The organism is Streptomyces chisholmiae (assembly GCF_031845445.1).
Lineage (GTDB): Bacteria > Actinomycetota > Actinomycetes > Streptomycetales > Streptomycetaceae > Streptomyces > Streptomyces chisholmiae.
In genome coordinates this window covers 554,955-581,923 of record NZ_JAVREO010000001.1, presented here as the reverse complement: position 1 = coordinate 581,923, position 26,969 = coordinate 554,955, and the positions used below count along the sequence as shown (strand labels likewise).

The window sequence follows — 26,969 nt, the reverse complement described above, 5'->3', positions numbered from 1 at the left end:
TCAGTGGCTGGCATGGGCGTTCCTTGTGCGGTGGTACGGGGCGCCGGCGGGAGCGGGCGGGCCGAAGGGCGGGGCGCCGCGGGCGGCGGCGATCTGGGCGCCGTAGGTGTCCAACTCCTCGGCGCCGCTGCCCGGGAGGCCCGGCAGCCCGGGCAGCAGGTCGCCGAAGGCGTTGACCTCGCCGACGGCGAACCGGCGCCAGCCGACGGCCGGCAGCAGGTCGACACCGACGCAGAGCGTGCCGGGGAAGCAGGCGGCGGCCCGCTCGGCGGTCTCCAGCGCGGCCGGCCAGTGCGCGCCGGCCGCGGCGCGGACGGCCGCCAGGTCGCCCCGGGCGCCGCCCAGGTGCAGGTTGGTCAGGGGCAGGTCGCTGGTGCGGGCCACCGCGTGGGTGGCCCGGCCGGCGACCACCACAATCCGCAGGTCGGCGGGCCGGCCGTGGAGCGTGGCCTTGGGCAGCCAGCGTTCGAGGTGCAGGCCGTCCGGCGCGAGGGTGTCGATGATGGCGGCGATGGCCGACTCCTCGGTGAGGCGGCGCACCCGCAGGGTGTTGTGCAGCCGGCCACCGGCCGCGACCTCCACCGGGGTGGTGGCCCGGACCCGGCCGGCGCGGTTGGTCTCGACGGCGAGGATGCCGGAGCCGGAGGAGCCGTGGGCCGGCTTGACGAAGAGGCGCGCGAGGCCCGGCTCCCGGGTGACGGCGCGCACGTCGGCCCAGCCGCGCACCGGCCGGGCCAACCCCGAGGTGGGCGAGGGCGGCACCGGGACGCCGGCCGCGGCCAGCCGGGCGTGGCACCGTCGCTTGTCGAACAGGACGGCCAGCTCGTCCGGGTCGTCCAGCCGTGTCCCGCCGCGCAGCGAGCGGACGGCGGCCAGGAAGCCGGCGTACCAGGCGGCCGAGCCCTCCACCCTGGTGGGCTCGTCGACTCCCCGCAGCAGGCGGTCGACCTCGGCGTTCTCGCCCGGGGAATCCAGCCGCACCAACTCCCCGTCGGCGAAGGCGTGGCCGCCCTCGCGCAGCACCTGGAGCCAGGAGACGACGCGGGGCGGGGCGTCGCCGGCGGCCTCGGCCGCCGCCAGGAACCGGGTGACCCGACGGTTCTCCGGGTTGCCGACGACCACCCAGGGGCGCGCGCGGGCCGCCGGCGACGTGCTACTCACCCACCGCGACCCATCGCCACTCGGTGCCGTCCGGGTCCTCGTCGCTGTCCGCGTCGTCCGCGTCGAGGTCGAGGCGGACACCGGCCGGCTCCAACGTGTCCGTCAGCCGGGCCCGCATCTTCTCGGACAGGTAGTTGTGCCGCATGTTCAGGAAGGAGAGGTGGGTCAGCGGCTGTCCGGCGAGCAGCGCGGCGGCGCCCTCGTCGCTCAGCACCCCCATCGAGACGTCGAGCACCTCAAGCCGGGCCACCACCGGCGCGGAGGCCAGCGCGGCGCAGACCTCGTCCTGGATCTGGCTGTTGCACAGCCCGAGGTGTTGCAGGGACGGGAGCTGGGCGCCGGCCAGGATGGGCGCCAGGTCGGTGACGTTGGAGTCGCCGCCGTACTCCGGGGTGCCCAGCCAGAGTTCGAGGTGGGTCAGGGCGGGCAGCTCGCTGCCGGCCACCCCGCGGACCACCTCGGCCGGCAGGCCGCCGGACTCGATGGTCAGCCGGCGCAGCCGCTGGTGCCGCACCGGGCCGAAGGAGAGGGAGTTGCCGCCGCGGACGGTCAGCTCCTCCAGCTCGGGGAAGCCGTCGAGCAGCGGCGCCACCGGCCCCTGGGTGATCCAGGAGATCTCGGCCTCCTCCACCACGATGTCGCCGAGGAAGACGGCGCGCAGCGCGGGCAGCCGGTCGCGCGCCGCGACCAGGGCCTCGATCGCCGCCTGGGGGCCCTTGTCGTACACCTCGCCCCAGGCGCCGACGACCAACGCCCGCACCCGGGTGGTGTCCACGGCGGCGAGGAACCGGGCCAGGGCGTCCGGCCACTCCTCCTTGTTGTCGTAGGAATCGACCCTGATGCGCCAGGCCACCGCGTCGGCGGCCGGCAACTCCCCCGCGTCGTCCGGGCCCTGGACGGTCTCGGGGAACTCGAAGACGGGAAGCTCGTGGAACTCTTCCGCGTGGTCTCCGACAGTCATGTGCGCCGCTCCTCGGTGTTGTTTCGGTTGGCGTACGGGAGTTCTACCAAGCCCGACTGACAGTTCCGCCGGCCGCCCCGTCCCGGCCGGTGGTGTGGGCGGGCTACTCGCCCACCGCGACCCAACGCCAGACGGATCCGTCCGGCTCGTGGTGGCTGTCGGCGCGCCCCCGGTCGAGGTCGAGGCGGACGCCGGCCGGCTCCAACGCCTCCCTCAGCCGGGCGCACATCCCGTCGCTGAGGTAGTGGTGGCGCATGTCCAGGGCGTCGAGGTGGGTCAGCGGTTGCCCGGCGAGCAGCGCGGCGGCGCCCTCGTCGGTGAGCACGCCCATCGAGACGTCGAGCGCGGCGAGCCGGGCCACCACCGGCGCCGAGGCCAGCGCGGCGCAGACCTCGTCCTGGATCTGGCTGTTGCGCAGCCCGAGGTGTTGGAGGGACGGGAGCCGGGCGCCGGCCAGGATCGGCGCCAGGTCGGTGACGCCGGCGTCACCGCCGTACTCCGGGGTGCCCAGCCACAGGTCGAGATGGGTCAGGGCGGGCAGCTCGCTCGCGGCCACCTGCCGCACCACCTCGGCCGGCAGGCCGCCGGACTCGATGGTCAGCCGGCGCAGCCGCTCGTGCCGGAGCGGGCCGAAGGACAGCTCCTGGGCCCCCCGGACGGCGAACTCCGCCAGCTCGGGGAAGGCTTCGAGCAGCGGCGCCACCGCTCCCTGGACGATCCAGGAGATCTCGGCCTCCTCCCCCACGATGTCGCCGAGGAAGAGGGCGCGCAGCGCGGGCAGCCGGTCGCGCGCCGCGACCAGGGCGTCGATCACGTCCTTCGCGCTCGTGTCGTAGACCTCGTTCCAGGCGCCGACGACCAGCGCGCGCACCGCGGTGGTGTCCACGGTGTCGAGGAACCGGGCGAAGGCGTCCGCCCAGGGCTGCTCCTCGTCGTCGGTGTCGATCCGGACGCGCCAGGCCACCGTCTCGGGCGCCGGCAACTCCCCCGCGCCGTCCGGCTCGTGGAGGAGGTCGGGGAACTCGAAGACGGGCAGCTCGTGGAAGTCCCGCAGGTGCTCGTGGATGGGCATGGCGCTGCTCCTCAGCTGTGCTGTCGTACCGCGTACGGGAGTTCTAGCAGGGCCGACTGACAGTGCCTCGAACAGTCCGGCCGACCGGTGGCGGGGTGATTGTCAGTGCCCGCCGCTACCTTCTGAGTCGTGGCACACCGGGTGCCGCGGACGAGGGGAGAAACGCGCATGTATCGCCAAGGAGACGTCCTGATCGCGCCGTTGGCGGAGGAAGCGGTGCCGCTGGCCGCCCTGGAGGCCGAGTCGGAGCGGCGGGACGGCCGTGGCCGGCTGGTGCTGGCCCTCGGCGAGGTCACGGGGCACGCGCACGCCGTGGTCGGCCCCGGCCGGTTGGTCCGGGAGGCCGGCCCGTTCGACCCGATGCTGCTGCACGTGCCGGACGGCGCGCGGGTGGTGCACGAGGAGCACGCCACGATCGAGCTGCCGCGCGGCTGGTACCGGGTGGTGCGGCAGCGCGAGTACGTGCCGGGCGCGGTCCGGATCGTGGCGGACTGAGCGGCGCGCGCGCCGGCTGACGGGGATTTCGGGTCAAGGAAGAGGACGGTCAATGAACGAGCGGGTGGACTGGCGGTCGGTGGCGGTCGCGACGGGGGCGGCCGAGCGGGCGACCGCCGAGGCGGCGGTGCGGGCGGCCTATCGCCGGGCCGGGCTGCCGGAGCCGGAGCAGGTGCTGTGGGTCGCCTCGCCGCTGGCCGCGGTGCGGCTGTTGACGGGGGCGCCGGCGGCGGACGGGACGGCCGGGCGGCCGGCGCCGGTGGCCGGGCGGAGCGTTCGGGCCGAGCTGCGGGACCGGCCGATCGCCGCGCGACGCGGCCTGGTGCACCAGGAGTTGGGCCCCACCGGCTGGGGCGCGCACTGGCGGGCGACGGGCGCCGATCTGTGGGAGACGTCGACCCCGCTGGTCGAGCAGGTGAAGACGGCGGTCCTGGCGGAGGCGGAGGGCTGGGCGACGCGGACGGAGCTGCGGCTGCTGCTGTTGGACGCCGTCCTCGGCCCGCACGAGGCCGCCTGGTTGAGCGCGCTGGGCGACGAGCCGGGGACCGGGCTCGACGAGTTGGCCGCAGTGGCTCGCGCGGCCGGCTGGTGGTGGCCGTACGAGCGGGTCGCGGTGCTCAGCGAGCGCCCGACCGAGCTGCACCGGGACGAGGCCGGCCGGCTGGACCGGAGCGACGGCCCGGCGCTGGCCTACGGTGACGGCTTCGCCCTGTACGCGTGGCGCGGCATGGCGGTCTCCGGCGAGTTCTTCACGGAGCTTGCCGCGTTGACGCCGCAGCGGATCAGGCGCGAGGCGAACGCGGAGCTGCGCCGCGTGATGCTCGAACACTACGGCTACGAGCGGTACCTGTCGGAGTCCGGCGCGGAGCCGGTGCACCGCGACGAGACGGGCGTGCTCTGGCGCATACCCCTCTCCGACGACGAGGACGTGGTGATGGTCGAGGTGGTCAACTCGACGCCGGAGCCGGACGGCACCTTCAACACCTACTGGCTGCGGGTGCCCCCGGCGACCCGGACCGCCCGGGAAGGCGTGGCCTGGACGTTCGGTCTGGATGCCGAGGCGTACGCGCCGCTGCGGCAGACCTGAGCCGGGGGCGTCGCCGGCCGGCCCGGGTGGTTCCGGAGCCGGCCGGCGCCGGGCGGCTACCAGCCGGCCGCCGGGAGGACCCGGCCCGTGTAGTCGAAGAGCGCCTGGTTCTCCCAGGCGTTGCCCGAGGCCGGGTCGGCCGGGTCCCAGCCGTTGCCCGGCACCGCGGTCCAGGCCGGCTCCCAGTAGAAGACGCCCAGGCCCCGGCCGTCGGGGACGCCGTCGACCACGGCGCCGAGGTCGGCGAGCCAGCGCCGCTGGCCCTCCGGGGTGGCCGGGTAGCCGGCGACCAGCTGGGACTCCTCGCCGATGATGTCCTCGTGGTCGTCGTCGCTACCCAGCCGGAACGGGTACGCGGTCTCGACCACCACCACGTCCCGGTCGTAACGGGCCACCAGATCGTGCAGGTTGTGCTCCAGCTCGCCCAGCGTGCCGTGCCAGTAGCCGTAGAAGGAGAGCGCGATCACCTCGAACGGCACCTCGCGGGCCACCGCGTTGTCGAACCACCAGCGGAAGGCCCCGTTGTCGCCGCCCTCGGCCAGGTGCAGCGCCCGGGCGGTGCCAGGCGATGCCTCGGCCGCCGCCCGGGCCGCCACCGTCAGCAGCTGGGCCAGCCGGTCGAAGTCGTCGGTGGAGCCGTCGGGCCAGAGCATCCCGGCGTTGATCTCGTTGCCGAGCTGCACCAGGTCCGCCGGGGTGCCCTGGTCGACGAGCGCGCCCAGCACGGCCCCGGTGTGGTCCGCGACCGCCCGGTCCAGTCCCGCGGCGTCCAGCCCGGCCCAGGCCGCCGGCTTGTGCTGCTGCCCCGGGTCGGCCCAGCTGTCCGAGTAGTGGAAGTCCACCAGGGTCCTCAGCCCCAGCGCCGCCGCCCGGCGGGCGACGGCGCACACCCGCGCCGCGTCGTGGTAGCCGTCCGGGGAGTTGACCCAGACCTTCAGCCGCACCCAGTTGGCGCCGTTCTCCGCGAGGATGGTCAGCGCGTCGGCGGTGCTGCCGTCGGCCCGCCGGTAGACCGCGCCCAGGTCCTCCGCCTTGGGCAGCGAGGAGACGTCCACCCCCCGGATGGGGCCGTCGACCGCCGGTCGCGGCGCCCCGGCGGCCAGGGCCGGCCCGCCCTGGAGCAGCGGCCAGGCCAGCGGTGCGGCCAGGGCCGCACCGGCCGTGCGGAGTACGGTTCGCCTACTGGTGCTCATCTGAACTCCCTTGTCCCGTCGGGTCGTTCCGGTCTGTGGTGCCAGTCGGTCGGCCTGCTCGGTGGTGCGTTCGGGTCAGCTGTCGAGGCGCACCACCCGCACCCCGCCGGCCGGGACGACCAGCTTGTCGGCGGCCCGCTCGCCGGTGAGCAGTTCCCGCCCCGGCTGGCCGAGCGGCAGGGCGCAGTCGGCCTCGGTGTGGTTGATGGCGAAGAGGTACTCGCCGTGCTCGCCCCGGCGGCGCACCACCTCCAGGTCGCGCGGCAGCTCGTCCTGTTCGGGCAGGCCGGCGTCGGCCAGTGCCCGGGCCAGCACGGCGTCCAGGTCGGCGCGGCCCAGCCGGGCCGAGACGTACCAGGCGGTGCCCTCGCCCAGCCGGTGCCTGGTCACCGCGGGGCCGCCGGCCGCCGGGCCGTCGGTGTAGTGCCAGACCGGCTCGGCGCCGCGGCAGACGACGGTCTCCGCCCAGGTGTCGGCGGTGAGTTCGGCGCCCTCGGGGCCGGTGAGCCGTACGGTGCGGCCGGCGTGCAGCGGTTGGAACTCCTCGACGGTCAGCCCCAGCACGTCGCGCAGCGCGCCCGGGTGCGGGCCGGCGTGGACGGCGTCGTGCTCGTCGACGATCCCGGAGAAGTAGGAGACCAGCAGGGTGCCGCCGCCGGCCACGTAGCGGCGCAGCTCCTCGCCGGCCGCCGCGGTGGCCAGGTAGAGCGCCGGCACGACGACCAGCGGGTACCGCGAGAGGTCCCCCTCCGGGGGGACGAAGTCCACGGTCAGGTGTCGGTCGAAGAGCGCCGCGTAGTAGGACTCGGCGCGCTCCCTGGTGTCCAGCTCCTCGCTGGGCCGCCACTCCAGCTTCTGCGCCCACCAGGACTGCCAGTCCCACACCAGCCCGACGTCGGCGACCGTGCGGCTGCCCCACACCTCGGCCAACTGGTCCAGGTCTGCGCCGAGTTGCACGACCTCGCGCCAGATCCGGCTGTCCGTGCCGGCATGCGGCACCATCGCCGAGTGGAACTTCTCGGCGCCGAACCGCGAGGCCCGCCACTGGAAGAAGAGCGCGCCCTCCGAGCCGCGGGCGACGTGGGCGAGGCTGTTGCGCGCCATCTCGCCGGGCCGCTTGGCGATGCCGCGCCGCTGCCAGTTGACCCCGCTGGTGGAGTGCTCCAGCAGCAGCCAGGGCCGGCCCTCGCCGACGGAGCGGCTGAGGTCGGCGGCCATCGCCAGGTTGATGTGATTGCGGTCCTCCTCGGCCACCAGATAGTGGTCGTTGGTGACCAGGTCCACCTCCTGGCCGAAGGCCCAGTAGTCCATGGTGTCGCACTGGGTGGGCGAGACCATGAAGTTGGTGGTCACCGGGGTGCCGGGGGACAGCTCGCGCAGCAGCTCGCGTTCGCGGCGGAAGTTGGCGATCGCGCTGTCGCTGGCGAAGCGCGCGAAGTCCAGCCGGTGGGCCGGGTTGGCCACGGTGGGGGTGAGCCGGGGCGGCTGGATCTCCTCCCAGTCGCCGTACGCCTGACCCCAGAAGGTCGTGCCCCAGGCCGCGTTGACCGCGTCCAGGGTGGTGTACCGCGCGCGCAGCCAGCGGCGGAAGTCGGCGGCTGAGACGTCGCAGTAGCACTCCAGCACGGGCACGCCGTACTCGTTGTGCACGTGCCACATGGCGACGGCGGGGTGGTCGCCGTACCGCTCGCCGAGGGCGCGGACGACGCGGGCGACGGCCTCCTGGTAGGCGGGCGAGCTGTGGCAGATGGCGCCGCGCGAGCCGAAGGCCAGGCGGGTGCCGTCCCGGCTCACGGGCAGCGCCTCCGGGTGCTCCCGGTAGAACCAGGCGGGTGGGACCACGGTCGGGGTGGCCAGGTCGACGCGGATGTCGGCGGCGTGCAGCAGCTCGATGATCCGGTCCAGCCAGCCGAAGTCGAACTCGCCACGGCGGGGCTCCAGCTTGGACCAGCTGAAGATGCCGAGGCTGACGAGGTTCACCCCGGCCTCGCGCATCAGCGTGACGTCCTCGCGCCACACCTCCTCCGGCCACTGCTCCGGGTTGTAGTCGCCGCCGAAGGCAAGTCGGCGCAGCCCCTTGGGGGTGGCGTGCGGCATCGGTCCCTCTCCCAAGATCATGTGAACGTGCACAGCCTGAACACCGTGCGCCTCTCACATAACCGCAAAGCCACAACGGTTGACAAGTGCCTGAAACATTTCTCTACTGTGCACGTTCACAGCAGGGGAGGCACTATGAGACACCGCGCCATCGCGGTGGGGACCGCGGCGCTGCTCGCGGCCACCACGCTCGCCGGGTGCGGCTCGGCCGGCGACGACGGGACCGTCCACCTGACCTACTGGGCCTGGGCGCCCGGCATGGAGGAGGTCGTCGAGCTCTGGAACGAGGCGAACCCGGAGATCCAGGTCACGGTCAAGAAGCAGGCCAGCGGCGACGACCTGGTCACCAAGACGATCACCGCCGCCCGGGCCGGCAACGCCCCCGACCTGCTCCAGGCCGAGTACCAGGCGCTGCCCACGCTGGCCAGCAACAACGTGCTGGCCGACATCGCCGAGGAGACCGCCACGGCCGAGGCGGCGTTCACCCCCGCCATCTGGCGGCAGGTCACCCTGGGCACCGACGCGGTCTACGCCATCCCGCAGGACTCGGGGCCACTGATGTTCTTCTACCGCGCCGACCTCTTCGAGGAGTACGGGCTGACGGTGCCCACCACCTGGGACGAGTTCGCCGAGACCGCGCGCGAGCTGCGGGACGCGGCCCCCGAGCTGCGGCTGACCACTTTCTCGGCCAACGACGCCGGACTCTTCGCCGGCCTCGCCCAACAGGCCGGCGCCCAGTGGTGGACCACCGAGGTGGACCGCTGGCGGGTGGCGATCGACGACGAGCCGACCCGCCGGGTCGCCGAGTTCTGGGAGGGCCTGGTCGCCGAGGACCTGGTGGACAACCAGCCGATGTACACCCCGGCCTGGAACCAGGCGCTCAACGAGGGCCAGCAGATCGCCTGGGTCAGCGGCGTCTGGGCGCCCGGCACCCTGGCGACGGCGGCTCCCGACACGGCCGGCCGCTGGGAGATGGCGCCGCTGCCCCAGTGGGAGGCCGGCGAGAACGCCACCGGCAGCTGGGGCGGTTCGTCCACCGGCGTCACCGTGGACTCCGACCACCCGGCGGCCGCCGCCGAGTTCGCCACCTGGCTGAACACCGACCCCGAGGCGTTGACCGCGCTGGTCGCCGCCAGCGGCGTCTACCCGGCGGCCAGCGCGGCGCAGAGCGGCGGCGCGCTCAGCGAGCCGCCGGAGTTCTTCGCGAACCAGCCCGACTTCTACGAGACCGCCGCGTCCATCGCCGCCGGCACCGCCCCCGCCGCCTGGGGGCCCAACGTCACCGTGGCCTACAGCGCGTTCAACAACGCGTTCGGCCAGGCCGCCGGCCGCCGCGCCGGCTTCGGGGAGGCCCTGGCCACCATGCAGCGCACCGCCTTCGAGGACATGGACCGACTGGGATTCGAGGTGGTCCAGTGAACGGCCGACCCGACGCCGCCAAGGCCGACACCGCCGACGTCTCCGTGGCGGCCACGCGCACCCGCGCCAACCGGCGCCGCGGCACCGGAGGGCGAGGCGCGCCGTTCGGCTTCCTGGCCCCGGCCGCGGTGCTCTTCCTGCTGTTCTTCGCGCTGCCGATCGGCTACGCGCTCTACCTCAGCGTGCGGAAGGTGCAGATCGTGGGCCTCGGCCTGGGCGCCGACGGCCGGGAGGAGGTCTGGGCCGGGCTGGCCAACTACCGCCGGGCGCTGACCGACTCGGAGCTGTTGGACGGCGCGTTCCGGGTGCTGGGCTACGGCGCCATCGTGGTGCCGGTGATGCTCGGCCTGGCGCTGTTCTTCGCGCTGCTGCTGGACGCCGACCGGGTCCGGGGGCGCCGCTTCGGCCGGCTGGCGATCTTCCTGCCGTACGCGGTGCCCGGGGTGATCGCCGCGCTGCTGTGGGGCTTTCTCTACCTGCCGTCGGTCAGCCCGGTGCACGACGTGCTCGACCGGCTCGGCCTGCCGGCCCCCGACCTGCTCCAGGGCACGCCGCTCTACGGGGCGCTGGCCAACATCGCGATCTGGGGCGGCACCGGCTTCAACATGATCGTGATCTACACGGCGCTGCGCGCCATCCCGGTCGAGGTGCACGAGGCGGCGCGGCTGGACGGCTGCTCGCAGTTCCAGATCGCGCTGCGGATCAAGATCCCGATGGTGCTGCCCTCGCTGGTACTCACCTTCTTCTTCTCGATCATCGCCACCCTCCAGGTGTTCAACGAGCCGACCACACTGCGGCCCCTGACCAACAACCTGTCCACCACGTGGAGTCCGCTGATGAAGGTCTACGAGGACGCGTTCACCGGGGGTGACATCCACTCGGCCGCGGCCACCTCGGTGGTGATCGCCCTGGTCACGCTGGCGCTCTCGTTCGGCTTCCTGCGGATCGCCAACGCCCGTAACCGCAGCGAGGAGTCCCGATGAGCGCCCCGACCACCGCGCCCAGGGCGCCCAGGACCACCGCGCCGAAGGCGCCCCGACCCGCCCCGCGGCGCCGGATCGCCCTGCTGCCCAGTGCCGCCCTGCTGTTGGGCGCGCTCTACTGCCTGCTGCCGGTGGCCTGGGTCGTGGTGGCGGCGACCAAGGCCGGCGACGAGCTGTTCTCCACGTTCACCTTCGCGCCGGGCACCGGCCTGCTGGAGAACCTGGGCGACCTGAACGCGTACCGGGACGGGATCTACTGGCGCTGGATGCTCAACTCGCTGCTCTACGCGGGGCTGGGGGCGCTGCTGTCCTGCGCGGTCTCCGCGCTGGCCGGCTACGCGTTGGCGATCTACCGGTTCCCGGGCCGGGAGGCCTTCTTCAACGTGCTGCTGGCCGGCGTGCTGATGCCGCCGGTGATCCTGGCGGTGCCGACGTACCTGCTGCTGGCCGAGGCGAACCTGACGGACAGCCATCTGGCCGTGCTGCTCCCGGTGTTGCTGTCCCCGTACGGCATCTACCTGGCCCGGATCTACGCGGCGGCCGCCGTGCCGAACGACGTGGTGGAGGCGGCCCGGATGGACGGCTCGGGCGAGTGGCGGATCTTCCGGGCGGTCGCCCTGCCGATGATGCTGCCCGGGCTGGTGACGATCTTCCTCTTCCAGTTCGTGGCGATCTGGAACAACTTCCTGCTGCCGTACATCATGCTGAGCGACGACGAGAAGTTCCCGATCACGCTGGGGCTGTTCACCCTGCTCAACCAGGGCTCGAACACTCCCGCGCTCTACACCCTGGTGATCACCGGGGCGTTGCTGGCGGTGCTGCCGCTGATCGCGCTCTTCCTCTTCATCCAGCGCTTCTGGAGTCTTGACCTGCTCTCGGGCGCCGTAAAGTCGTGAGCATGCGCAACCCGGTGAGACGCGAGCGGCCGACGATCCACGACGTGGCCCGGGTGGCCGGCGTGTCCCGCGGCACCGTCTCGCGGGTGCTGAACGGCGGGCACCACGTCAGCCCGGCCGCCGCCGAGGCGGTGAACGCCGCCATCCGCACGACCGGGTACGTGGTCAACCGGCACGCCCGCAGCCTGATCACCGGGCGCTCCGGCTCGGTGGCCTTCCTGCTCACCGAGCCGCAGGAGCGGTTCTTCGAGGACCCCAACTTCAACGTCCTGCTGCGGGGTTGCACCCAGGCGCTGGCCGCCCACGACATCCCGCTGCTGTTGATGATCGCCGGCTCCCGGGACGAACAGCGGCGCATCGTCCGCTATGTCTCGGCTGGCCATGTGGACGGGGTGCTGCTGGTCTCCAGCCACACCGGGGACCCGGTCGCCGCCCAACTGGCCCAGGCCGGCATCCCGGTGGTGGCCTGCGGCAAGCCGATGGACCCGCGCGCCGGCCGGCTGGCCCACGTGGCGGCGGACGACCGGGAGGGAGCCAGGGACATGGTGCGCCACCTGCTGGCCGGCGGCCGGCGCCGGGTGGGCACCATCACCGGGCCGCAGGACACCCCGGGCGGCGTCGACCGGCTGGCCGGCTACCGGGAGGTGCTGGCGGAGGCGGGGCTGCCGTTCGACGAGTCGCTGGTGGAGACCGGCGACTACGGCCGGGACAGCGGGGCGGTCGCCGCCGCCCGGCTGCTGGACCGCCACCCGGACCTGGACGGACTCTTCGTCGCCTCCGACCTGATGGCACGCGGCGCGCTGGAGGCACTGGCCAGGGCCGGCCGGTCGGTGCCTGACCAGGTGGCGGTCGGCGGCTTCGACGACTCGTCCGCCGCGCTCGCCTCCCACCCGGCGCTGACCACGGTGCGGCAGCCGTGGGACCGGATCAGCCAGGAGATGGTCCGGGTCCTGCTGGCCCGCATCGCCGGCGAGGACACCTCGGCGGTGATCCTGCCGACGCGGCTGGTGGTCCGCGACTCGGGCTGAGCACGACGGGCGGGGGCGGCGGGGCGCGCCCCGGCTCGGTCGAGGGCGGCCGCCCGGCACCGCACCACCGGGAGGGCCGTCACGGGTGGGCCGCGGTCCGGCGCAGGGCGGGTCGGTACCGCCCCAGGAGCGCGAGCGCCGCGGCGCGGTCGGGTATCGCGAGCGGCTCCCCGGCATCCCCGGCCGCGCCGTCGCCGGTGTCCCAGTCGTCCCAGCCGCCCCAGTCGTCCTCGTGGCACACCAGGGCGGGCTCCGGCGCCTGCCGTGGGGCAGCCCGACCGCGGCGAACACCGCCTGCTGGCAGGCGGTGTTCGCGGTGGGTGCCGCGGGCGAGGCGGTCTGCGACCGGTCGTGTCGTGCTCTCATGCCCGCATTATGGGTTCCGCCACTGACAGCGGCCCGGCGTGGTGCGACCGCCCAGGCGCCTCCCGTATCTGGCGTCACGCCGGTTCCAGTTCTACAACGAATCGGTTACGATAACGCTCAGTTCGGTGAGCCGGGCCGGCCAGGGGCCGTCTCGCCGTCCGCATGTTCATGCCGCCGTTGTCCGCTGGTCGCCCGGGTCGGGGGAAGCCGATAACGCGCGCTCCCTACCGTTCCCGTGCCCGTTCTGCCCTCACTTCATGGGAGAAGCGCGTGTCTCAGGCCAGGTTGCTCCTTGTCGCCGCTCTCGCCGCCGCCGGATTGGCCGTCGCGGCCACCCCCACCGCCCAGGCGGCCCCCACCACCACGACCACCCCCGCCGCGGCCACCGTTCCCACCACCCCGAGAACCACGCTGGAGCAGGAGACGCCCAGCGCCATAGACGGCCCGTACCCACCCCGCTGGCCCGAGTACGTCAACGGCGGCACGTGGCCCACCAGTCACGTGCAGGGCGTCGCCGTGGACCACGAGAACGGCCTGGCCTACTGGTCGTTCACCCAGATGCTGGTCAAGACCGACCTGGCGGGGAACGTCATCGGCACGGTCGAGGGGATCACCGGACATCTCGGGGACATCGACCTCAACCCGGAGGACGGCCGGGTCTACGGCTCGCTGGAGTACAAGGCCGAGGAGGCCTTCTACATCGCGATCATCGACGTGGCCGCGGTGGACCGGATCGGCATGGACGCCGAGACGGACGGCGTGCTGACCACGGTGCACCTGGCCGAGGTGGTCGAGGACTTCACCGCCGACATGAACGGCGACGGGGTCTTCGACGGCGACACCGGGGACACCCCCGACCACCGTTACGGCTGCAGCGGCATCGACGGCGTCTCCTTCGGCCCCTCCTTCGGTGCCCGGCCGGAGAGCCGGCAGAAGCTGATGGTCGCCTACGGCGTCTACGCCAACACCGAGCGGACCGACAACGACCACCAGGTGATCCTCGAGTACGACATCCGGAACTGGCAGCGGTACGAGCGTCCGCTCTCCGAGGCCGACCCGCACCGCAGCGGCCCGCGCCGGGTGGACGACAAGTACTTCGTGCACACCGGGAACACCACCTACGGCGTGCAGAACCTGGAGTACGACGCGCACACCGGCAACTGGATGCTGGCGGTCTACCCGGGCACCAAGGCCGAGTTCCCCAACTACCCGCTCTTCATGGTGGACGGCGCCGAGCGGCCCACCCGCGGCGAGATCGTCGGCCAACCGGAGTACGAGCGCGGCCAGTTGCTGAGCCTGCTGCCGGAGGGGCAGCACGACGCGGCGACGGACACCTGGGGCTGGGAGTTCGACGCCTCCTACGGTCTGGAGTCGCTGGGCGACGGCTACTACTACGCCGCCGAGGGCCGTTCCGTCCCGGGTGAGGACCGGCCGCTGCAGGAGGGCGAGATACATCTCTACCAGTGGACGGGCCGCTCCCCGACCCCGTTCGACCGGGTCGCCGAGACGGGCGCCCCGTAGCGGGCGGGGCGTCCCGAACGGCCTCGCCCCACGCCGCGAGAAGCGCGGCGTGGGGCGAGGGGCGGGGCCGGCGGCCCGGGTCAGGCGCCGATCTTGCCGCCGTCGAGGCGGGTGATGGCGACGGTGGCGGAGCGAGGCCGGCCGTCCGGGTCGAAGTCCGGCCAGTTGCTGACCGCCCGCGGGTTCTCGTGGTTGGCCTCGCCCCAGTGAGTGGTGCTCTCGCCCGGGTGCTGGACGTTGACGAAGAGCGTCCGCTGGTCGGGGGTCGCCGTGGCACCGGTGATCTCACAACCGCGCGGGCCGGTCAGGAAGCGGCGGATCTCGCCGGTCTCCGGGTCGGCGGCCAGCATCTGGTTGTTGCCGATGTTGTCGTACCCCTTCGAGGCCAGGTGCTGGGAGCTGTTGGAGACGTCGGTCTGGATCCACAGCCGGCCGTCCGGGTCGAACCAGACGCCGTCGGGCGAGCCGAAGCGGTTGCCCTCGTCCAGCTCCACCTGCGGGTCGTAGGCCGGGTCACCGGCCAGGACGAAGATGTCCCACTCGAAGGTGGTCGCGGTGTGGTCGCCGTTCCGCTCGCTCCACCGGACGATGTGCCCGTACGGGTTGGGGTCCCGCGGGTTGACCGCGTTGCCCCAGCCGCTGCCGTTGGTGAGGGTGCAGTAGACGTCGTTGTTCTTGGGGTTGATGGTGATCCACTCGGGGCGGTCCATCTTGGTGGCGCCCACCGCGTCGGCCGCCTCGCGGGTGCGCAGCAGCACGTCGGCCTGGTCCTGCCAGCCGTTGGCCTCGGTCAGCTCGCCCTCGCCGAAGACCAGCGGCAGCCACCGGCCGCGGCCGTCGTCCTGGAAGGTGGCGACGTAGAGCGTGCCGTGGTCCAGAGGGCTGCGGCCCCGGGCGCGCTGGAAGCGCCAGTTGCCCTCGCCGACGAACTTGTAGATGTAGTCGCCGTCCTGGTCGTCGCCCGTGTAGGCGACCACCCGGCCACGGGACTCGGTGACGGTGCAGCCCTCGTGCTTGACGCGGCCGAGCGCGGTGCGCTTGACCGGGGCGGAGCGAGGCCGCTGCGGGTCGATCTCGACGATCCACCCGAAGCGGTTGATCTCGTTGGGGTTGGCCGCCAGGTCGAAGCGCGAGTCGGCCAGGTGCCAGTCGAAGCCACCGCCGGAGGCGGAGACGCCGTACCGCTCCTGTGTCGGGGTCGGCTGCCAGCTCTCGTCGGTGGTGCCGAAGTAGTTGTTCCAGTTCTCCTCGCAGGCCAGGTAGGTGCCCCAGGGGGTCACGCCGTGCGAGCAGTTGTTGAGGGTGCCGCGCGGCCGGCCCTGGGCGCGCAGCGCCGGGTGGTCTCCGCTGACCGGGCCGGAGAACTCCACGGGCGTGTCGCCGGTGACCCGGCGGGCCCGCCGGGAGTCCACCCGCTCCCAGCTGCCGTCCCGGCGCCGCTCGATCTCGACCACGGAGACGCCGTGCGCGGCCAGCGCCTTGCGGACCTTCTCCTCGGTCATCTCGGCCGGGCCGTCGGGGAAGAGCAACTCCTGGTCGATGTACTCGTGGTTGAGCACCAGCAGTCCGCGCCGGCTGCCCTCGCGGTGGTTGCCCAGCGGGAAGAAGTGCATCCCGTCGTGGTTCATCCCGATCTGCTCGGCCTGCTCCTCGGCGGTGTTGCCGCCGTCCTTGCGCCAGGCGGGGCCGTCGGGGCGGATCGGGGTGCCCCAGGGGATCAGCACCTGGGCCTGGTACCCGTCGGGCACCAGGAACTCGTCGGTGTCGCTGGTGCCGACCGGCTCGAAGCCCAGGAGCCGCCGCCCGCCGCCCGGCCGCCCCCCGCCGGGCCGCCCGTGGCCGCCGCCGTGTTGGGGCGCCGCGGCGGCCGCGCTGCCCAGGCCGGGGCCGACGAGGAAGGCGGCCGCGGCGGCGGTGCCGCCCAACAGCGCGTTGCGCCGGGACATCCGGCGCTGGACGACCTCGCCGAAGGACTGGTTGTCGGAGCTGTTGGAGCTGACGTCGTCCGGGTCAACCTCGGGAAAGACCGGGTGCTGTGCTGACATCGCGAGTCCTCACGTGACTGATATGGCGGAACGTAGGTTCCGGGTGAGGCTAGGAGTCAACAGTGGCGCGAAGTGGCCACCAAGGTGAACGCGCGGCCACCGCCACCCGTACGGCTGATTCACCCTGTTGGTTCACTCAGCCGTCGGGAACGGCGCTGGCCGCGCGCCCCGAAATCCGGGTCGGATCAGACCTCGCGGGTCCCGTTGACCCGGCGGGGGACTCCCAGCGGGTTGTCGTCGCGCAGCTCCGCGGGGAGCAGCGCGTGGGGTGCGCTCTGGTAGCTGACCGGCCGCAACCACCGCTCGATGGCGGTGGCCCCGACCGAGGTGGAGCCGGAGGTGGAGGCCGGGTAGGGCCCCCCGTGGTGCTGAGCCGGGGTGACCGCGACCCCGGTGGGCCAGCCGTTGACCAGCACGCGGCCGGCGAGCGGGGTGAGTTCGGCCAGCAGCCGGGCGGCCGCGCCGTCCGCCTCCTCGGCCTCGTCCGTGCCCAGGTGCAGGGTCGCGGTGAGGTTGCCGGGGAACCGGGTGAGCAGGGCGGTCAGTTGCTCGGTGTCGGCGTAGCGGACAACGACCGTGATCGGGCCGAAGCACTCCTCCAGGAGCAGGTCGTGCTCGCCCTCGGCGAGCAGCCGCTCACCGTCCACGGTGAGGAAGCCGGCCGCGACCGTGCGGCCCTCGCCCTCGCCGGCGGCGACCGGAGCCCGCACCCCGTCGAGCCGGGTCCGCTCGTCCACGCCGGCCAGGAAGGCCTCCCGCATCCGGCCGTCCAGCAGCACGCCGGGGGACACCTCGGCCAACTGCTTGCCGAGGCTGGCGACCAGCTCGTCACCCGGCTCCCCGGCGGGCGCCAGGACCAGCCCCGGCTTGGTGCAGAACTGGCCAACTCCCATGGTCATCGAGCCGGCCAGCCCGGAGCCGATCTCGGCGGCCCGCTCGCCGGCCGCCCGCTCCGTCACCACCACCGGGTTGAGGCTGCCCAACTCGCCGTGGAACGGGATCGGCTGCGGCCGGGCCGCCGCCGCGTCGAAGAGGGCCCGCCCGCCGCGCACCGAGCCGGTGAAGCCGGCGGCGCTGACCAGCGGGTGCTTGACCAGCTCGACGCCGGCCTCGAAGCCGTGCAGGACGGTGACGATCTCCTCGGGCAGCCCGACCCGGACCGCCGCCCGGCGCAGCGCGGCGCCGGCCAGCTCGGAGGTGGCCGGGTGGTCCGGGTGCGCCTTGATCACCACGGGGCAGCCGGCGGCCAGCGCGCTGGCGGTGTCACCGCCGGGCACGGAGAAGGCCAGCGGGAAGTTGGAGGCCGAGTAGACGGCGACCACGCCGAGCGGGACCTTGTAACGCCGCAGGTCGGGACGGGGCGGGGTAAGCGAGGCGTCGGCGTGGTCGATGATCACGTCCAGATAGCCGCCGTCCGCCACCTCGTCGGCGAAGGCCAGCAACTGCCCCGTGGTGCGGCCGAGTTCGCCGGTCAGCCGGGGCTGACCGAGGGCGGTCTCAGCGTCCGCCGTCGCCCGGAGCCGCTCGCCGTCGGCGGTCAACTCCTCGGCCGCGGCCCGCAGCAGGGCGATCCTGACCCCCCGGTCGGCCAGGGTGTGCCGGACCGCGTGGGCGGCGCGCACGGCCGCGTCCACGTCGCTGGCGGTGGCCTCGACGGCCACCTGCTCGCGCTGGTTTCCGGTTCGGGGGTCAACGCTCCACACTGGTACTGCCACCGGAATCGTTCCTCCTGAACGGCTACTCCCGCCGGGACGATGATTCGCTATAGTGCTGTTCGAGATTCTGAACATCGTCCCGATATGTGAATTACCCTGGGGACTCTATGCGTTTCGGACAAGGGGGTCAAGGTCGAATGTCAGCCGGTGAGACGGGGAGTTCGCAGGTCAAGTCGGCGGTCCGCACGGTGGAGCTGTTGGAGTTCTTCGCCGGCCGGCCGGGGATGCACTCGCTCGCCGACGTCCAGACAGCCGTCGGGTACCCCAAGTCCAGCCTCTACATGCTGCTGCGCACCCTGGTCGATCTGGACTGGGTGGAGACCGACGCCACGGGCACCCGCTACGGCATCGGCGTGCGAGCGCTGTTGGTCGGCACCTCCTACATCGACGGGGACGAGGTGGTCGCCGCCGCCCGCCCCACGCTGGACCGGATCGCGGACGACACCGGCGAGACCATCCACCTGGCGCGGCTGGACGGCACCAACGTGGTCTACCTGGCCACTCGCCAGTCCGAGCACTACCTGCGCCCCTTCACCCGGGTCGGCCGCCGGCTGCCGGCGCACTCCACCTCGCTGGGCAAGGCGCTGCTGGCGACCCACCCCGACGACCGGGTGCGGGAGTTGCTGCCCGAGAAGCTGGAGCCGCTGACCGAGCACACGCTCACCGACCGGGAGGAGCTGATCGAGGAGCTGGCCGTGATCCGGGAGCGGGGCTACGCGATCGACCGCGAGGAGAACACCCTGGGGCTGCGCTGCTTCGGCATCGCCATCCCCTACCGCAGCCCGGCCAGGGACGCGATCAGCTGCTCGGTGCCGGTGGCCCGGCTCACCCAGGGGCACGAGCAGTTGATCAAGGAAGCGCTCTTCGACGCCAGGGACCGGCTGAGCCTGGCCACCCGCCACCTCTGAACCGGTCCAACACCGGTCCAACCCGGACCCAACCCCGACCCATAGCCCGGTCCACCGCACCGTCCGCCCCACCCGCGGTACCCGTCCCCGCCATGGCCCGACCGGGCCGCCGCCCCCGCGCCGGCCCGGGCTCAGTGGTGCCAGGGCAGCCGGACCGGGGTGGCCGGGCGGTGGCCGGCGAGCAGCTCGGGCAGCAGCCCGGCCAGCCCGAGCGGCGCGACCGGCTCCGCCGCGGCGGCCAGCTCGGCCGGCGACCACCAGCGGTCCTCGGCGATGGCCTGGCTCTCGTGCGCCTCGCGATGCCGCGGGTCCACGGCGTGCGCCTCGACCCGGTGGTAGAAGAAGTGGTCCTCGAAATAACCGCTGCGCCAGCCGAGATCGGCGTGGCCACCGGTCCAGGCGACCGGCGCGCCCAGCGCCTTGGCGGGCACCCGCAGCCCGGTCTCCTCCCACAGCTCGCGGGCGGCCGCCGCGGCCAGCGACTCGAAGCGGCGCACCCCGCCGCCCGGCGTCATCCACAGCGGCTCCTGGCCCGCCGTGCCGGCCAGCCGCAGCAGGAGCACCCGCTCCCGGGCGTCCACCAGCAGCACCCGCGCCGATCTGCGTCCCATCCGCCCTCCCCAGCCGATCCGTCGAGTATGCCGGAGCCGACCGGGGAACGACGGCCGCGTGATCAGGATCAGTCGACGCCGAGCAGCTGACGCAACGGGTCGATCGCGAAGTAGACCAGGAAGAGCAGGGTGGTGATCCACACCAGCCAGTTGATCTCCCGGAACCGGCCGGTCACGCACTTGAGCACCACATAGGCGACGAAGCCGGCGCCGATGCCGTTGGTGATGGAGAAGGTGAAGGGCATCACGGCGATGGTCACGAACGCCGGGATGCCGAGCGCGTGGTCGGACCAGTTGATCTGCGCCACGTGGGCCATCATCAGGAAGCCCACCGCGACCAGCGCCGGGGCGGCGGCCTGGGCCGGGACCACGGTGGCGATCGGCGAGAGGAAGAGCGCGATCCCGAAGAGCGCCCCGGTGACCAGGTTGGCCAGGCCGGTCCTGGCCCCCTCGCCGACGCCGGCGGCCGACTCCACGTAGGAGGTGTTGGAGGAGGCGGAGGCGGCGCCACCGGCGGCGGCGGCCAGACCGTCGACGAAGAGCAGCCGGCCCAGGCGCGGCACCCGGCCCTCCTTGTCCAGCAGGCCGGCCTCACTGGTGACACCGACCGCGGTGCCCATGGTGTCGAAGAAGTCGGTCAGGAAGAGGGTGAAGACGATGAGCAGCACGGTGATGGCGCTGATCTCGCCGAAGGCGCCGAACAGGCTGAACTCGCCGACCAGGTTGAAGTCCGGGGCGGCCACCAGGGCGTCCGGCCAGCTGGGCGCGGTCAGGCCCCAGGCCTCGCCCGGCACGTCGGCGACGGCGTTGACGATCATGGCGAAGACGGTCGTCACCACGATGCTGATCAGGATGGCGCCCTTCACCTTCCGGGCCAGCAGCGCCAGGGTGAGCAGCAGCCCGACGCAGAAGACCAGCATCGGCCAGCCGGTCAGTTCGCCGTTGGCGCCCAGGCTCAGCGGCGGGGAGCCCGCGTGGCCCGTGGTGAAGCCGGCGTTGACGAAGCCGATCAGGGCGATGAAGAGGCCGATGCCCACGCCGATGGCCTGCTTGAGCGCCATCGGGATCGCGGTCATCACGGCCTCCCGGAAGCCGGTCAGCGAGATCACGCAGAGCAGCAGCCCTTCCAGGACCACCAGACCCATCGCGTCCGGCCAGCTCATCAGGGGCGCGATCTGGAAGGCGACCATGGCGTTGATGCCCAGGCCGGCCGCCAGTGCCAACGGCAGGTTGGCGGTGAGCCCCATCAGGATGGTCATGATGCCGGCCACCAGGGCGGTCACGGTCAGCACCTGCTCGACGGAGAGCTGGTTGCCGTGCACGTCGGTGGCGCCACTGAGGATGATGGGGTTCAGCACCAGGATGTAGGCCATGGTGAAGAAGGTGGCGACGCCGCCGCGCACCTCGCGGCCCAGGGTCGAGCCGCGCTCCGACAGCTGGAAGAACCTGTCCAGCGGTGAGCCCGGTGTGCTGACCGTTTTGGTAAGCCGATTGACCGGCATTGTTGAATCCTTGACTGAGCGGGATCGGGACTCAGGGATTGTCCCTGCTCAGCCCGGTGCATGGGTTTTGGGTAGGTAACAAAGCCCGATAACGTTACGAAATTGCGTCCTGTTGGGGGAACCATCGGCCGCCACCCCGGTGGCTCCCCACTTGCCAGGTCAGGACAGGGTCCGCACCGCCTCGGCCACCGCTCGCAGATCCGCGTCGTTGGCCAATCCGGCGTGGTAGAGGCGCAGTTCGGTGGCGCCCAGGCGGGCCGCGTGCGCGGCGTCCGCGGCCAGGGTGCCGGGCGAGCCGCCCATCCCGGCCACCACCGGGAAGTTCGCCGCGATGGTCCGCCCGCCGTCGCCCGCCTCGGCGAACGGAACGAGCGCGGCCTCCCGGGCCGCCTCGCCCCCGCCACTGGGCACCACCACGCCGTCGGCGTGCGCCAGCACGGCGGCCGGCCGGACGCCGACGTTGGCGCCGCAGCGGTGCGGCGCCGGGTCGGCGTGCAGCAGCACCGGGAAGGCGGCCCTGCCGGCCTCCGCCGCCCGGGCCCGCACGGCGGCCACCGTCGCCCGCTGGAAGTTGTCGGCGACACCGAACCGCCAGTCGGCGACCGCCTCGGCCAGCTCCTCGCCGAGCGCCGCCACCACCCCGGCCCACTCGGCCGCCCGGTCCCCCGCGGCGGGCGCCGGGGCACCGGCCCAGCTGGGCGCGAGCGCCGAACGCACCCGGTCGCGCAGCCGCTGTGGGTCGGCGCCGGCGGCCGCGTAGCCGTCCCGGCAGACCGAACAGAAGCAGAGCGACATCAGCAGACCGCCGACCCCACCCAGCGCCGCGCCACCGATCTTGTCGTGCGCGTGCAGGTGGTCCAGGCCGTACCAGCCGCAGGACTCCAGCTCCACGCCGGCCGTCCCGGGCCGCACCGCCGCCTCGGCGGCCAGCGTCTCCGCGTAGGCCAACACCTCGGGCCTGGCCACACAGGGGGCCCACGGGTAGTGGTCGCCGAAGGCGTTGACCACGGTGCTGTCCTGGTGCTCCTCGCCCAGCCGCGAGTTGTGGGCCAGGATCACCCAGGAGTGCACCTCAAGGCCGGCGGCGGCCAGCGCCCGGGCCGCCTGGTCGTACGGGTCCGCCTCGGCCAGCCACCGCTGCGGGTAGGGGCGCAGCCGGCGGCCGGCCCACCGGGCCTCGTCCGCCGGGTAGTAGACGGCGGAGTGCCGGGCGGTGACCACCCGGTGCGCCGGGTGGCGCGGGGTGAGCGCGCGGGTGGTGTGGTAGGCGGCGGCCAGGGTGACCTGCCGCACGCCCAGCGCGGCGATCCGCTCGGCGGCGGCCGGGTCGCCGAGCACGTCCCAGGGGTAGACGAAGGCTCCGGCACGCATCAGCCGCGCACCAGCCCCAGGCCGCGGTCGACCAACTCGGCGAGCTGGTCCAGGTGTTCCGGCAGCGGCTCGGCGAGCGGCGAGCGGACCTCGCCCACGTCCAGGCCGCGCATCCGCACCCCGGCCTTCACCAGCGAGACCGCGTACCCCCGGCCCCGGTTGCGCAGCTCGACCAGCGGCCGGTAGAAGCCGTCCAGCAGCCGGTCCAGCGTCGCCCGGTCGTCCTCGGCCAGGGCGGCGTGGAAGGCGAGGGCCACCTCGGGGAGGAAGGCGAAGGTCGCCGACGAGTAGAGGGTGACCCCGAGCCCGCGGTAGGCGAGCCCGGTCAGCTCGGCGGTCGGCAGCCCGTTGAAGTAGCGGAACCGCTGGTCGAGGTCGGCGGAACGGACCGCGGAGATGGTCCGTTGCAGCAGGTCGAGGTCGCCGAGGCCGTCCTTGAGGCCGACGATGCCGGGGATGGCCGCCAGCTCGACGACGGTCTCGGGGGCCAGGACCACGTTGTCCCGCTGGTAGACGATCACCTCGAGCGAGGTGGCGGCGGCGAGCGCGGCGAAGTGCCGCACCAGACCGCGCTGGTCGGCGACCACCAGGTAGGGCGGCATCGCCAGCAGTCCGTCGGCGCCGGCGCGTTCGGCGCGGCGGGCGAAGTCGGTGGCGAGCGCGGTGCCGTAGCCGGCGCCCGCCACCACGGGCACCGCGCCGGCCGTCTCGTCGACGGCGACCGCCACGCAGGCCTCGAACTCCTCGGGGGTGAGGGCGTGGAACTCGCCGGTGCCGCAGCAGGCGAAGACCGCGCCGGCGCCGGCGTCCAGGCCGGCGCGGAGATGGGCACGGTAGGCCGTGAGGTTGAGGGAGCCGTCGGGACCGTAGGCGGTCACCGGAAAGAACAGCAGGCCGTTCAAGCGCTGGCCGAGTGTGGCGTCGGTCATGTGTCTCTCCCCGGGCCGTACATGATGATGACCCTTGTCCATACTTCTGAACAACCCACGCTAGTTCAGCGGAGTTTGGACGGTCAACCCGCCGTTGACTACGACGAGGTCAGCGCCTAGCGTGACCTCGAAAAGCGCGTTACCTGAGGCCACTTCTCACGATGGAGCACCCATGCCGGCAGATCAGCCCGCTGAACAGGACACCGCTCAGGCCGACCGCCGGCCGCTGGTTCTGCTCACCGGCGCGGCCGGTGGCGTCGGCACCCTGATGCGGGAGCTGCTGCCCGCCCACGGCTACCGGCTGCGGTCGCTGGACCTGGTGCCGGTCCCCGGCGAGCCGGACGCGGTGGTCGCCGACCTGGCCGACCGCGACGCGCTGCGGGAGGCGGTGCGCGGGACGGACGCGATTCTCCATCTGGCCGGCATCTCCCTGGAGTCCACCTTCGAGAAGATCCTGCGCGCCAACATCGAGGGCACCTACCACCTCTACGAGGCGGCCCGGGAGGAGGGAGTGCGTCGGATCGTCTTCGCCTCCAGCAATCATGCCGTGGGCGTGACGCCGTGGCCCAGGCCCGGTGAGCCGCCGATCCCGGTGGACGTGCCGCACCGACCGGACACCTTCTACGGCCTCTCCAAGTGCTTCGGCGAGGACCTGGCCCAGCTCTACTGGGACAAGTACGGCATCGAGACGGTCTCCGTCCGGATCGGCTCCTGCTTCCCGAAGCCCACCTCGGTGCGGATGCTCTCGGTCTGGCTCAGCCCCGAGGACGGCGCCCGGCTCTTCCACACCGCCCTGAGCGCGCCCGGGGTGGGCCACACCGTGGTCTACGGCTCCTCGGCCAACACCCGCAACGTCTGGGACCTCTCCACGGCCGAGGCCCTGGGCTACGTCTCCGCGGACGACTCGGAGCGCTTCGCCGCCGACCTGATCGCTGCCGACGGGGAGCTGGACCCCAGCCGCCCCGAACAGGCCCACCTGGGCGGCCACTTCGTCACCGACCCGCCGATCTGGCCGCACTGACCCCGCCGCCGCGGGCCGGCACCCGGCCCGCGGCGAACGGTCAGCCGGCCGCCCGCGCCGCCCGCGCGGCGACCGCCGCCAGGTGGTTGCCCTCGGGGGCGAAGCCGCCGGCGAAGCGGCGTCGGGTGTAGCCGAAGGCCAGGTCGGCGGCGGGCGCGGCGAAGGCGACCGAGCCGCCGGCGCCGTCGTGGCCGAAGGTGCCGGCCGGCAGGTGGGCGCCGGACAGCAGGAAGCCCAGGCTGTGGGTGCGCTGCATGCCCAACACCAGGTCGTGGCCGGTGGTGTGCGGCTGCCCGCACAGCCACACCGTCTCCCGGTCCAGCAGCGGCTCCCGGCCGTCCACCCCGGTCACCGCCGCCGCGTAGAGCCGGGCCAGGCCGCGTGCCGAGGCGAGGCCGGCCACCGAGGACTGGCCGCCGGCGCGCATCAGCCGGGAGTTGGGCAGCTCGTGCAGCACGGTGGGCGCCGCGCGGTGGTGCCGGTTCCCCGAGATCCCGCCCAGGCTGTCCGGTGCCTCCGGGAGCTGGTCGGACGGCGGGGCGGGCCGCGGCGGCAGGATCGACCGGACCCTGGGCTCCTCGGCCGCCGGCAGCCCCAGGTGGCAGTCCACCCCGAAGGGCTCGCGTATCCACGCGTCGTACGCCGCGCGCAGGGTCAGCCCGGAGACCCGGCGGACGATCTCCGCGGTGAGCGCGCCCATGGTCAGCGCGTGGTAGCCGAAGGCGGCCCCGGGCCGCCAGTAGGGGCGGTGGCCGGCCAGCCGCTCGGCGATGGCCGCGTCGTCCGCCAGCTCCTCGGGGGTGAGGCCGCCTTCGACGCCGATCGCGCCGGACTGGTGGGAGACCAGCTGGTGGACGCTGATCTCCCCCTTGCCGTGCGCGGCGAACTCCGGCCAGTAGTGGCGCACCTCGCGGTGCACGTCGAGCTCCCCGCGGCTGACGAGCAGGGCGAGCACCAGGGCGGCGACGCCCTTGGACGAGGAGAAGACGCCGGTCAGCGTGGTGCCCGCCAGCTCGGGCCCGCCCCACAGGTCGGCCACCAGCCGGCCCCGGTGGTAGACCGCCAGCTGGGCGGCGTGCTCCGGGTCGGCCGCCAGCACGGCGGCGAACTCCGCCTGCAGCGACTCGAATCCGGGACGCACGGTGCCGCGCACCGCCGTCTGCTCCTCGTCCGTCATGTCCGTCTCTCCCTGGTGCTCGCAGCGGGGTGGCGCCCCCGCCCGCCGCTCAGAGGCGGCCGGCGCCGGCCCGCAGGTCCAGCAGCAGCGGCAGGAGCAGCGGGTGGTGGATCTCCCGCCGCAGCTCCGGGCGCCATCCGGCATCATCGCCCAGGGTGTTCTCCGGGTTCGCGGCGCGGTAGGCGTCCAGCAGGTCAACCGGCCGGCCGTTGACCCAGTTGCCACGCTCGGTGACGGCGGTGTTGGCCGTCCACTGGTGGATCACCCGGTCCGGGGTGATCTCGGCCGGCAGCGTCACCGCGTTGTGCTCGGCGACCAGCGCGGACTCCTTGCCGATGCCCCAGCTGTAGCCGTAGGCGACGCCGGCGTCCTGCCGGTAGTGGTTGTTGTAGACGTCGACCTGCCCGAACCGGACGCGCGGCGCCCGCTCGTTGACGTTGTGGAACAGGTTGTGGTGGAACGTGGTCCGCAGCTTGCCGCGGTCGTCGGCCTCCGCGGAGTCGCTGTTGCCGAGCAGGATCGTCTTGTCGTGGTCGGTGAAGACGTTCCAGCTGACGGTGACCAGGTCGGCGCCGCGCACGATGTCCAACTGGCCGTCGTGCTGCTGGAAGAGCCGGCCGAAGTAGCGCGGCTGGTCGGCGTCGGGACGGTCGCCGTCGGTGAAGGTGTTGTGGTCCACCCAGACGTGCCGGGAGCCGTAGAGCACCACGCTGTCGTACTCCGAGTTCCACTCACCGAACTCGCCGTCGGTGGGGTCCCACTGCGGGAAGCAGTCGAAGGTGTCCTCGAAGGTCAGGTTGCGGATGATCACGTTCTCCACGCCCCGGACGTCCAGGGTGGCGCCGTGCACCGTGGCGTCACGGCCGACGCCGATGATCGTGGTGTTGGACGGCACGGAGAGGACGATCTGCTCCTTCTGCCGCTCCGCCGAGGCCGCCCTGGCCTCCTCCAGCGGGCCGCTCGGGTCCTCCCGACCCCAGGTCTCCGGGTCGTACTCGGCCAGGTAGGCCTCCAGCGAGTAGCCGTCGGTGGCGTAGTCGGCGCAGTCCAGCGGCCGGCCCTGGTCGTCGGCGTTGGCGTCGATGTCGCCGCGGACGCGGATCACCCGCGGCTCGTCGCCCGGCTCGGCGAGGGCGGCGGCCAGCTCCGCCCGGTCGGTGACCGTGCTGATCCGCTCCGGGGAGGCGCCCGAGCCGCCGGTGACCCCGCCCTCGGCGGCGCCCCAGCCGTCCCGCGCGGGGAGCACCGCGTGGGCCAGCCGGTCGGACGGGCGGTGGGTCGGCTCGGCCGCCGACGCCGTCGGCGGCAGCGAGGTCAGGGCGAGCGCGGCGCAGCCGAGCACGGCGGCGCCGGCCAGCGCGCCGGACCGGCCGCTGGTTCTGGAGATGAGACGGAAAGCGGACATGGCGAC

At 73.3% G+C, this 26,969-nt stretch carries 23 protein-coding genes; 9 read left to right on the top strand and 14 right to left on the bottom strand.

The window, feature by feature from the left end:
- From RM844_RS02565 to RM844_RS02555, 3 genes are all read right to left on the bottom strand, one after another.
- Positions 1–1,161: an STM4014 family protein gene (locus tag RM844_RS02565; RefSeq protein WP_311664160.1), complete on the bottom strand. Its 1,161-nt coding sequence runs from the start codon at positions 1,159–1,161 to the stop codon at positions 1–3.
- On the bottom strand, positions 1,154–2,122 hold the full coding sequence (locus RM844_RS02560) for an STM4015 family protein (RefSeq protein WP_311664157.1): 969 nt from the start codon (positions 2,120–2,122) through the stop codon (positions 1,154–1,156). Before RM844_RS02560 ends, RM844_RS02565 begins: the two co-directional genes overlap by 8 nt.
- Positions 2,123–2,225: 103 nt before the next feature.
- Positions 2,226–3,194 (bottom strand): STM4015 family protein, encoded by a 969-nt coding sequence (locus RM844_RS02555; RefSeq protein WP_311664156.1) that lies wholly within the window; start codon positions 3,192–3,194, stop codon positions 2,226–2,228.
- Positions 3,195–3,362: 168 nt separating this feature from the next.
- Between RM844_RS02555 and RM844_RS02550 the strand changes: the two genes are divergently transcribed.
- A complete protein-coding gene (locus tag RM844_RS02550) occupies positions 3,363–3,689 on the top strand; it encodes a hypothetical protein (RefSeq protein WP_311664154.1) in 327 nt (108 codons plus the stop codon).
- Between the two features lie 52 nt (positions 3,690–3,741).
- Positions 3,742–4,776 (top strand): DUF6745 domain-containing protein, encoded by a 1,035-nt coding sequence (locus tag RM844_RS02545; protein ID WP_311664152.1) that lies wholly within the window; start codon positions 3,742–3,744, stop codon positions 4,774–4,776.
- Positions 4,777–4,832: 56 nt separating this feature from the next.
- Here RM844_RS02545 and RM844_RS02540 read toward each other — a convergent pair whose 3' ends face one another.
- Complete coding sequence (locus tag RM844_RS02540; RefSeq protein ID WP_311664150.1) at positions 4,833–5,969, bottom strand: glycoside hydrolase family 53 protein; 1,137 nt, start codon at positions 5,967–5,969, stop codon at positions 4,833–4,835.
- A gap of 75 nt (positions 5,970–6,044) precedes the next feature.
- Entirely contained in the window at positions 6,045–8,066 is a 2,022-nt protein-coding gene (locus RM844_RS02535) for a beta-galactosidase (RefSeq protein WP_311664148.1), read from the bottom strand.
- Between the two features lie 135 nt (positions 8,067–8,201).
- On the opposite strand from RM844_RS02535, the gene RM844_RS02530 reads away from it, so the two are divergent.
- Genes RM844_RS02530 through RM844_RS02515 form a run of 4 tightly spaced genes read left to right on the top strand, consistent with a single transcriptional unit; the run spans position 8,202 to position 12,392 of the window.
- Positions 8,202–9,485 (top strand): extracellular solute-binding protein, encoded by a 1,284-nt coding sequence (locus tag RM844_RS02530; RefSeq protein ID WP_311664146.1) that lies wholly within the window; start codon positions 8,202–8,204, stop codon positions 9,483–9,485.
- Between the two features lie 44 nt (positions 9,486–9,529).
- The gene (locus RM844_RS02525; protein ID WP_311664343.1) at positions 9,530–10,468 is read left to right on the top strand and encodes a carbohydrate ABC transporter permease; all 939 of its coding nucleotides are present in this window, start codon (positions 9,530–9,532) and stop codon (positions 10,466–10,468) included.
- Complete coding sequence (locus RM844_RS02520; protein WP_311664144.1) at positions 10,465–11,364, top strand: carbohydrate ABC transporter permease; 900 nt, start codon at positions 10,465–10,467, stop codon at positions 11,362–11,364. The genes RM844_RS02525 and RM844_RS02520 overlap by 4 nt, the downstream gene beginning before the upstream one ends.
- A gap of 2 nt (positions 11,365–11,366) precedes the next feature.
- Entirely contained in the window at positions 11,367–12,392 is a 1,026-nt protein-coding gene (locus tag RM844_RS02515; protein ID WP_394814398.1) for a LacI family DNA-binding transcriptional regulator, read from the top strand.
- A gap of 79 nt (positions 12,393–12,471) precedes the next feature.
- On the opposite strand, the gene RM844_RS02510 is transcribed toward RM844_RS02515, so the two are convergent.
- A complete protein-coding gene (locus RM844_RS02510) occupies positions 12,472–12,633 on the bottom strand; it encodes a hypothetical protein (protein WP_311664140.1) in 162 nt (53 codons plus the stop codon).
- A gap of 395 nt (positions 12,634–13,028) precedes the next feature.
- Here RM844_RS02510 and RM844_RS02505 point away from each other — a divergent pair, with 395 nt between their 5' ends.
- The gene (locus tag RM844_RS02505) at positions 13,029–14,279 is read left to right on the top strand and encodes a hypothetical protein (protein WP_394814397.1); all 1,251 of its coding nucleotides are present in this window, start codon (positions 13,029–13,031) and stop codon (positions 14,277–14,279) included.
- An 80-nt stretch (positions 14,280–14,359) separates the two neighbouring features.
- On the opposite strand, the gene RM844_RS02500 is transcribed toward RM844_RS02505, so the two are convergent.
- Together RM844_RS02500 and RM844_RS02495 are read right to left on the bottom strand one after the other, a co-directional pair.
- Positions 14,360–16,324, bottom strand: coding sequence for a PhoX family protein (locus RM844_RS02500; protein ID WP_311664138.1), 1,965 nt, complete (start codon positions 16,322–16,324; stop codon positions 14,360–14,362).
- Between the two features lie 185 nt (positions 16,325–16,509).
- A complete protein-coding gene (locus RM844_RS02495; RefSeq protein ID WP_311664136.1) occupies positions 16,510–18,039 on the bottom strand; it encodes an aldehyde dehydrogenase (NADP(+)) in 1,530 nt (509 codons plus the stop codon).
- Positions 18,040–18,176: 137 nt separating this feature from the next.
- Between RM844_RS02495 and RM844_RS02490 the strand changes: the two genes are divergently transcribed.
- Positions 18,177–18,947 (top strand): IclR family transcriptional regulator, encoded by a 771-nt coding sequence (locus RM844_RS02490; protein WP_311664134.1) that lies wholly within the window; start codon positions 18,177–18,179, stop codon positions 18,945–18,947.
- Between the two features lie 131 nt (positions 18,948–19,078).
- On the opposite strand, the gene RM844_RS02485 is transcribed toward RM844_RS02490, so the two are convergent.
- The 4 genes from RM844_RS02485 to RM844_RS02470 all read right to left on the bottom strand — a co-directional run bounded on the left by RM844_RS02485 (position 19,079) and on the right by RM844_RS02470 (position 23,360).
- Positions 19,079–19,558: an NUDIX domain-containing protein gene (locus RM844_RS02485; protein WP_311664132.1), complete on the bottom strand. Its 480-nt coding sequence runs from the start codon at positions 19,556–19,558 to the stop codon at positions 19,079–19,081.
- Positions 19,559–19,626: 68 nt separating this feature from the next.
- Positions 19,627–21,060, bottom strand: coding sequence for an NCS2 family permease (locus tag RM844_RS02480; RefSeq protein WP_311664130.1), 1,434 nt, complete (start codon positions 21,058–21,060; stop codon positions 19,627–19,629).
- 159 nt (positions 21,061–21,219) lie between these two features.
- Positions 21,220–22,431, bottom strand: coding sequence for a hypothetical protein (locus RM844_RS02475; protein WP_311664128.1), 1,212 nt, complete (start codon positions 22,429–22,431; stop codon positions 21,220–21,222).
- Positions 22,431–23,360 carry a 5-dehydro-4-deoxyglucarate dehydratase gene (locus RM844_RS02470; protein ID WP_311664126.1) on the bottom strand — a complete coding sequence of 310 codons (930 nt, stop codon included), beginning with the start codon at positions 23,358–23,360 and terminating at the stop codon, positions 22,431–22,433. Before RM844_RS02470 ends, RM844_RS02475 begins: the two co-directional genes overlap by 1 nt.
- Before the next feature lie 172 nt (positions 23,361–23,532).
- Between RM844_RS02470 and RM844_RS02465 the strand changes: the two genes are divergently transcribed.
- Positions 23,533–24,381, top strand: coding sequence for an NAD-dependent epimerase/dehydratase family protein (locus tag RM844_RS02465; protein ID WP_311664124.1), 849 nt, complete (start codon positions 23,533–23,535; stop codon positions 24,379–24,381).
- 40 nt (positions 24,382–24,421) lie between these two features.
- Here the strand turns inward: RM844_RS02465 and RM844_RS02460 are convergent, their stop codons facing one another.
- Positions 24,422–25,558 carry a serine hydrolase domain-containing protein gene (locus tag RM844_RS02460; RefSeq protein WP_311664122.1) on the bottom strand — a complete coding sequence of 379 codons (1,137 nt, stop codon included), beginning with the start codon at positions 25,556–25,558 and terminating at the stop codon, positions 24,422–24,424.
- Between the two features lie 49 nt (positions 25,559–25,607).
- Complete coding sequence (locus RM844_RS02455) at positions 25,608–26,963, bottom strand: pectate lyase family protein (RefSeq protein ID WP_311664120.1); 1,356 nt, start codon at positions 26,961–26,963, stop codon at positions 25,608–25,610.
- Between the last annotated feature and the right edge of the window lie 6 nt (positions 26,964–26,969).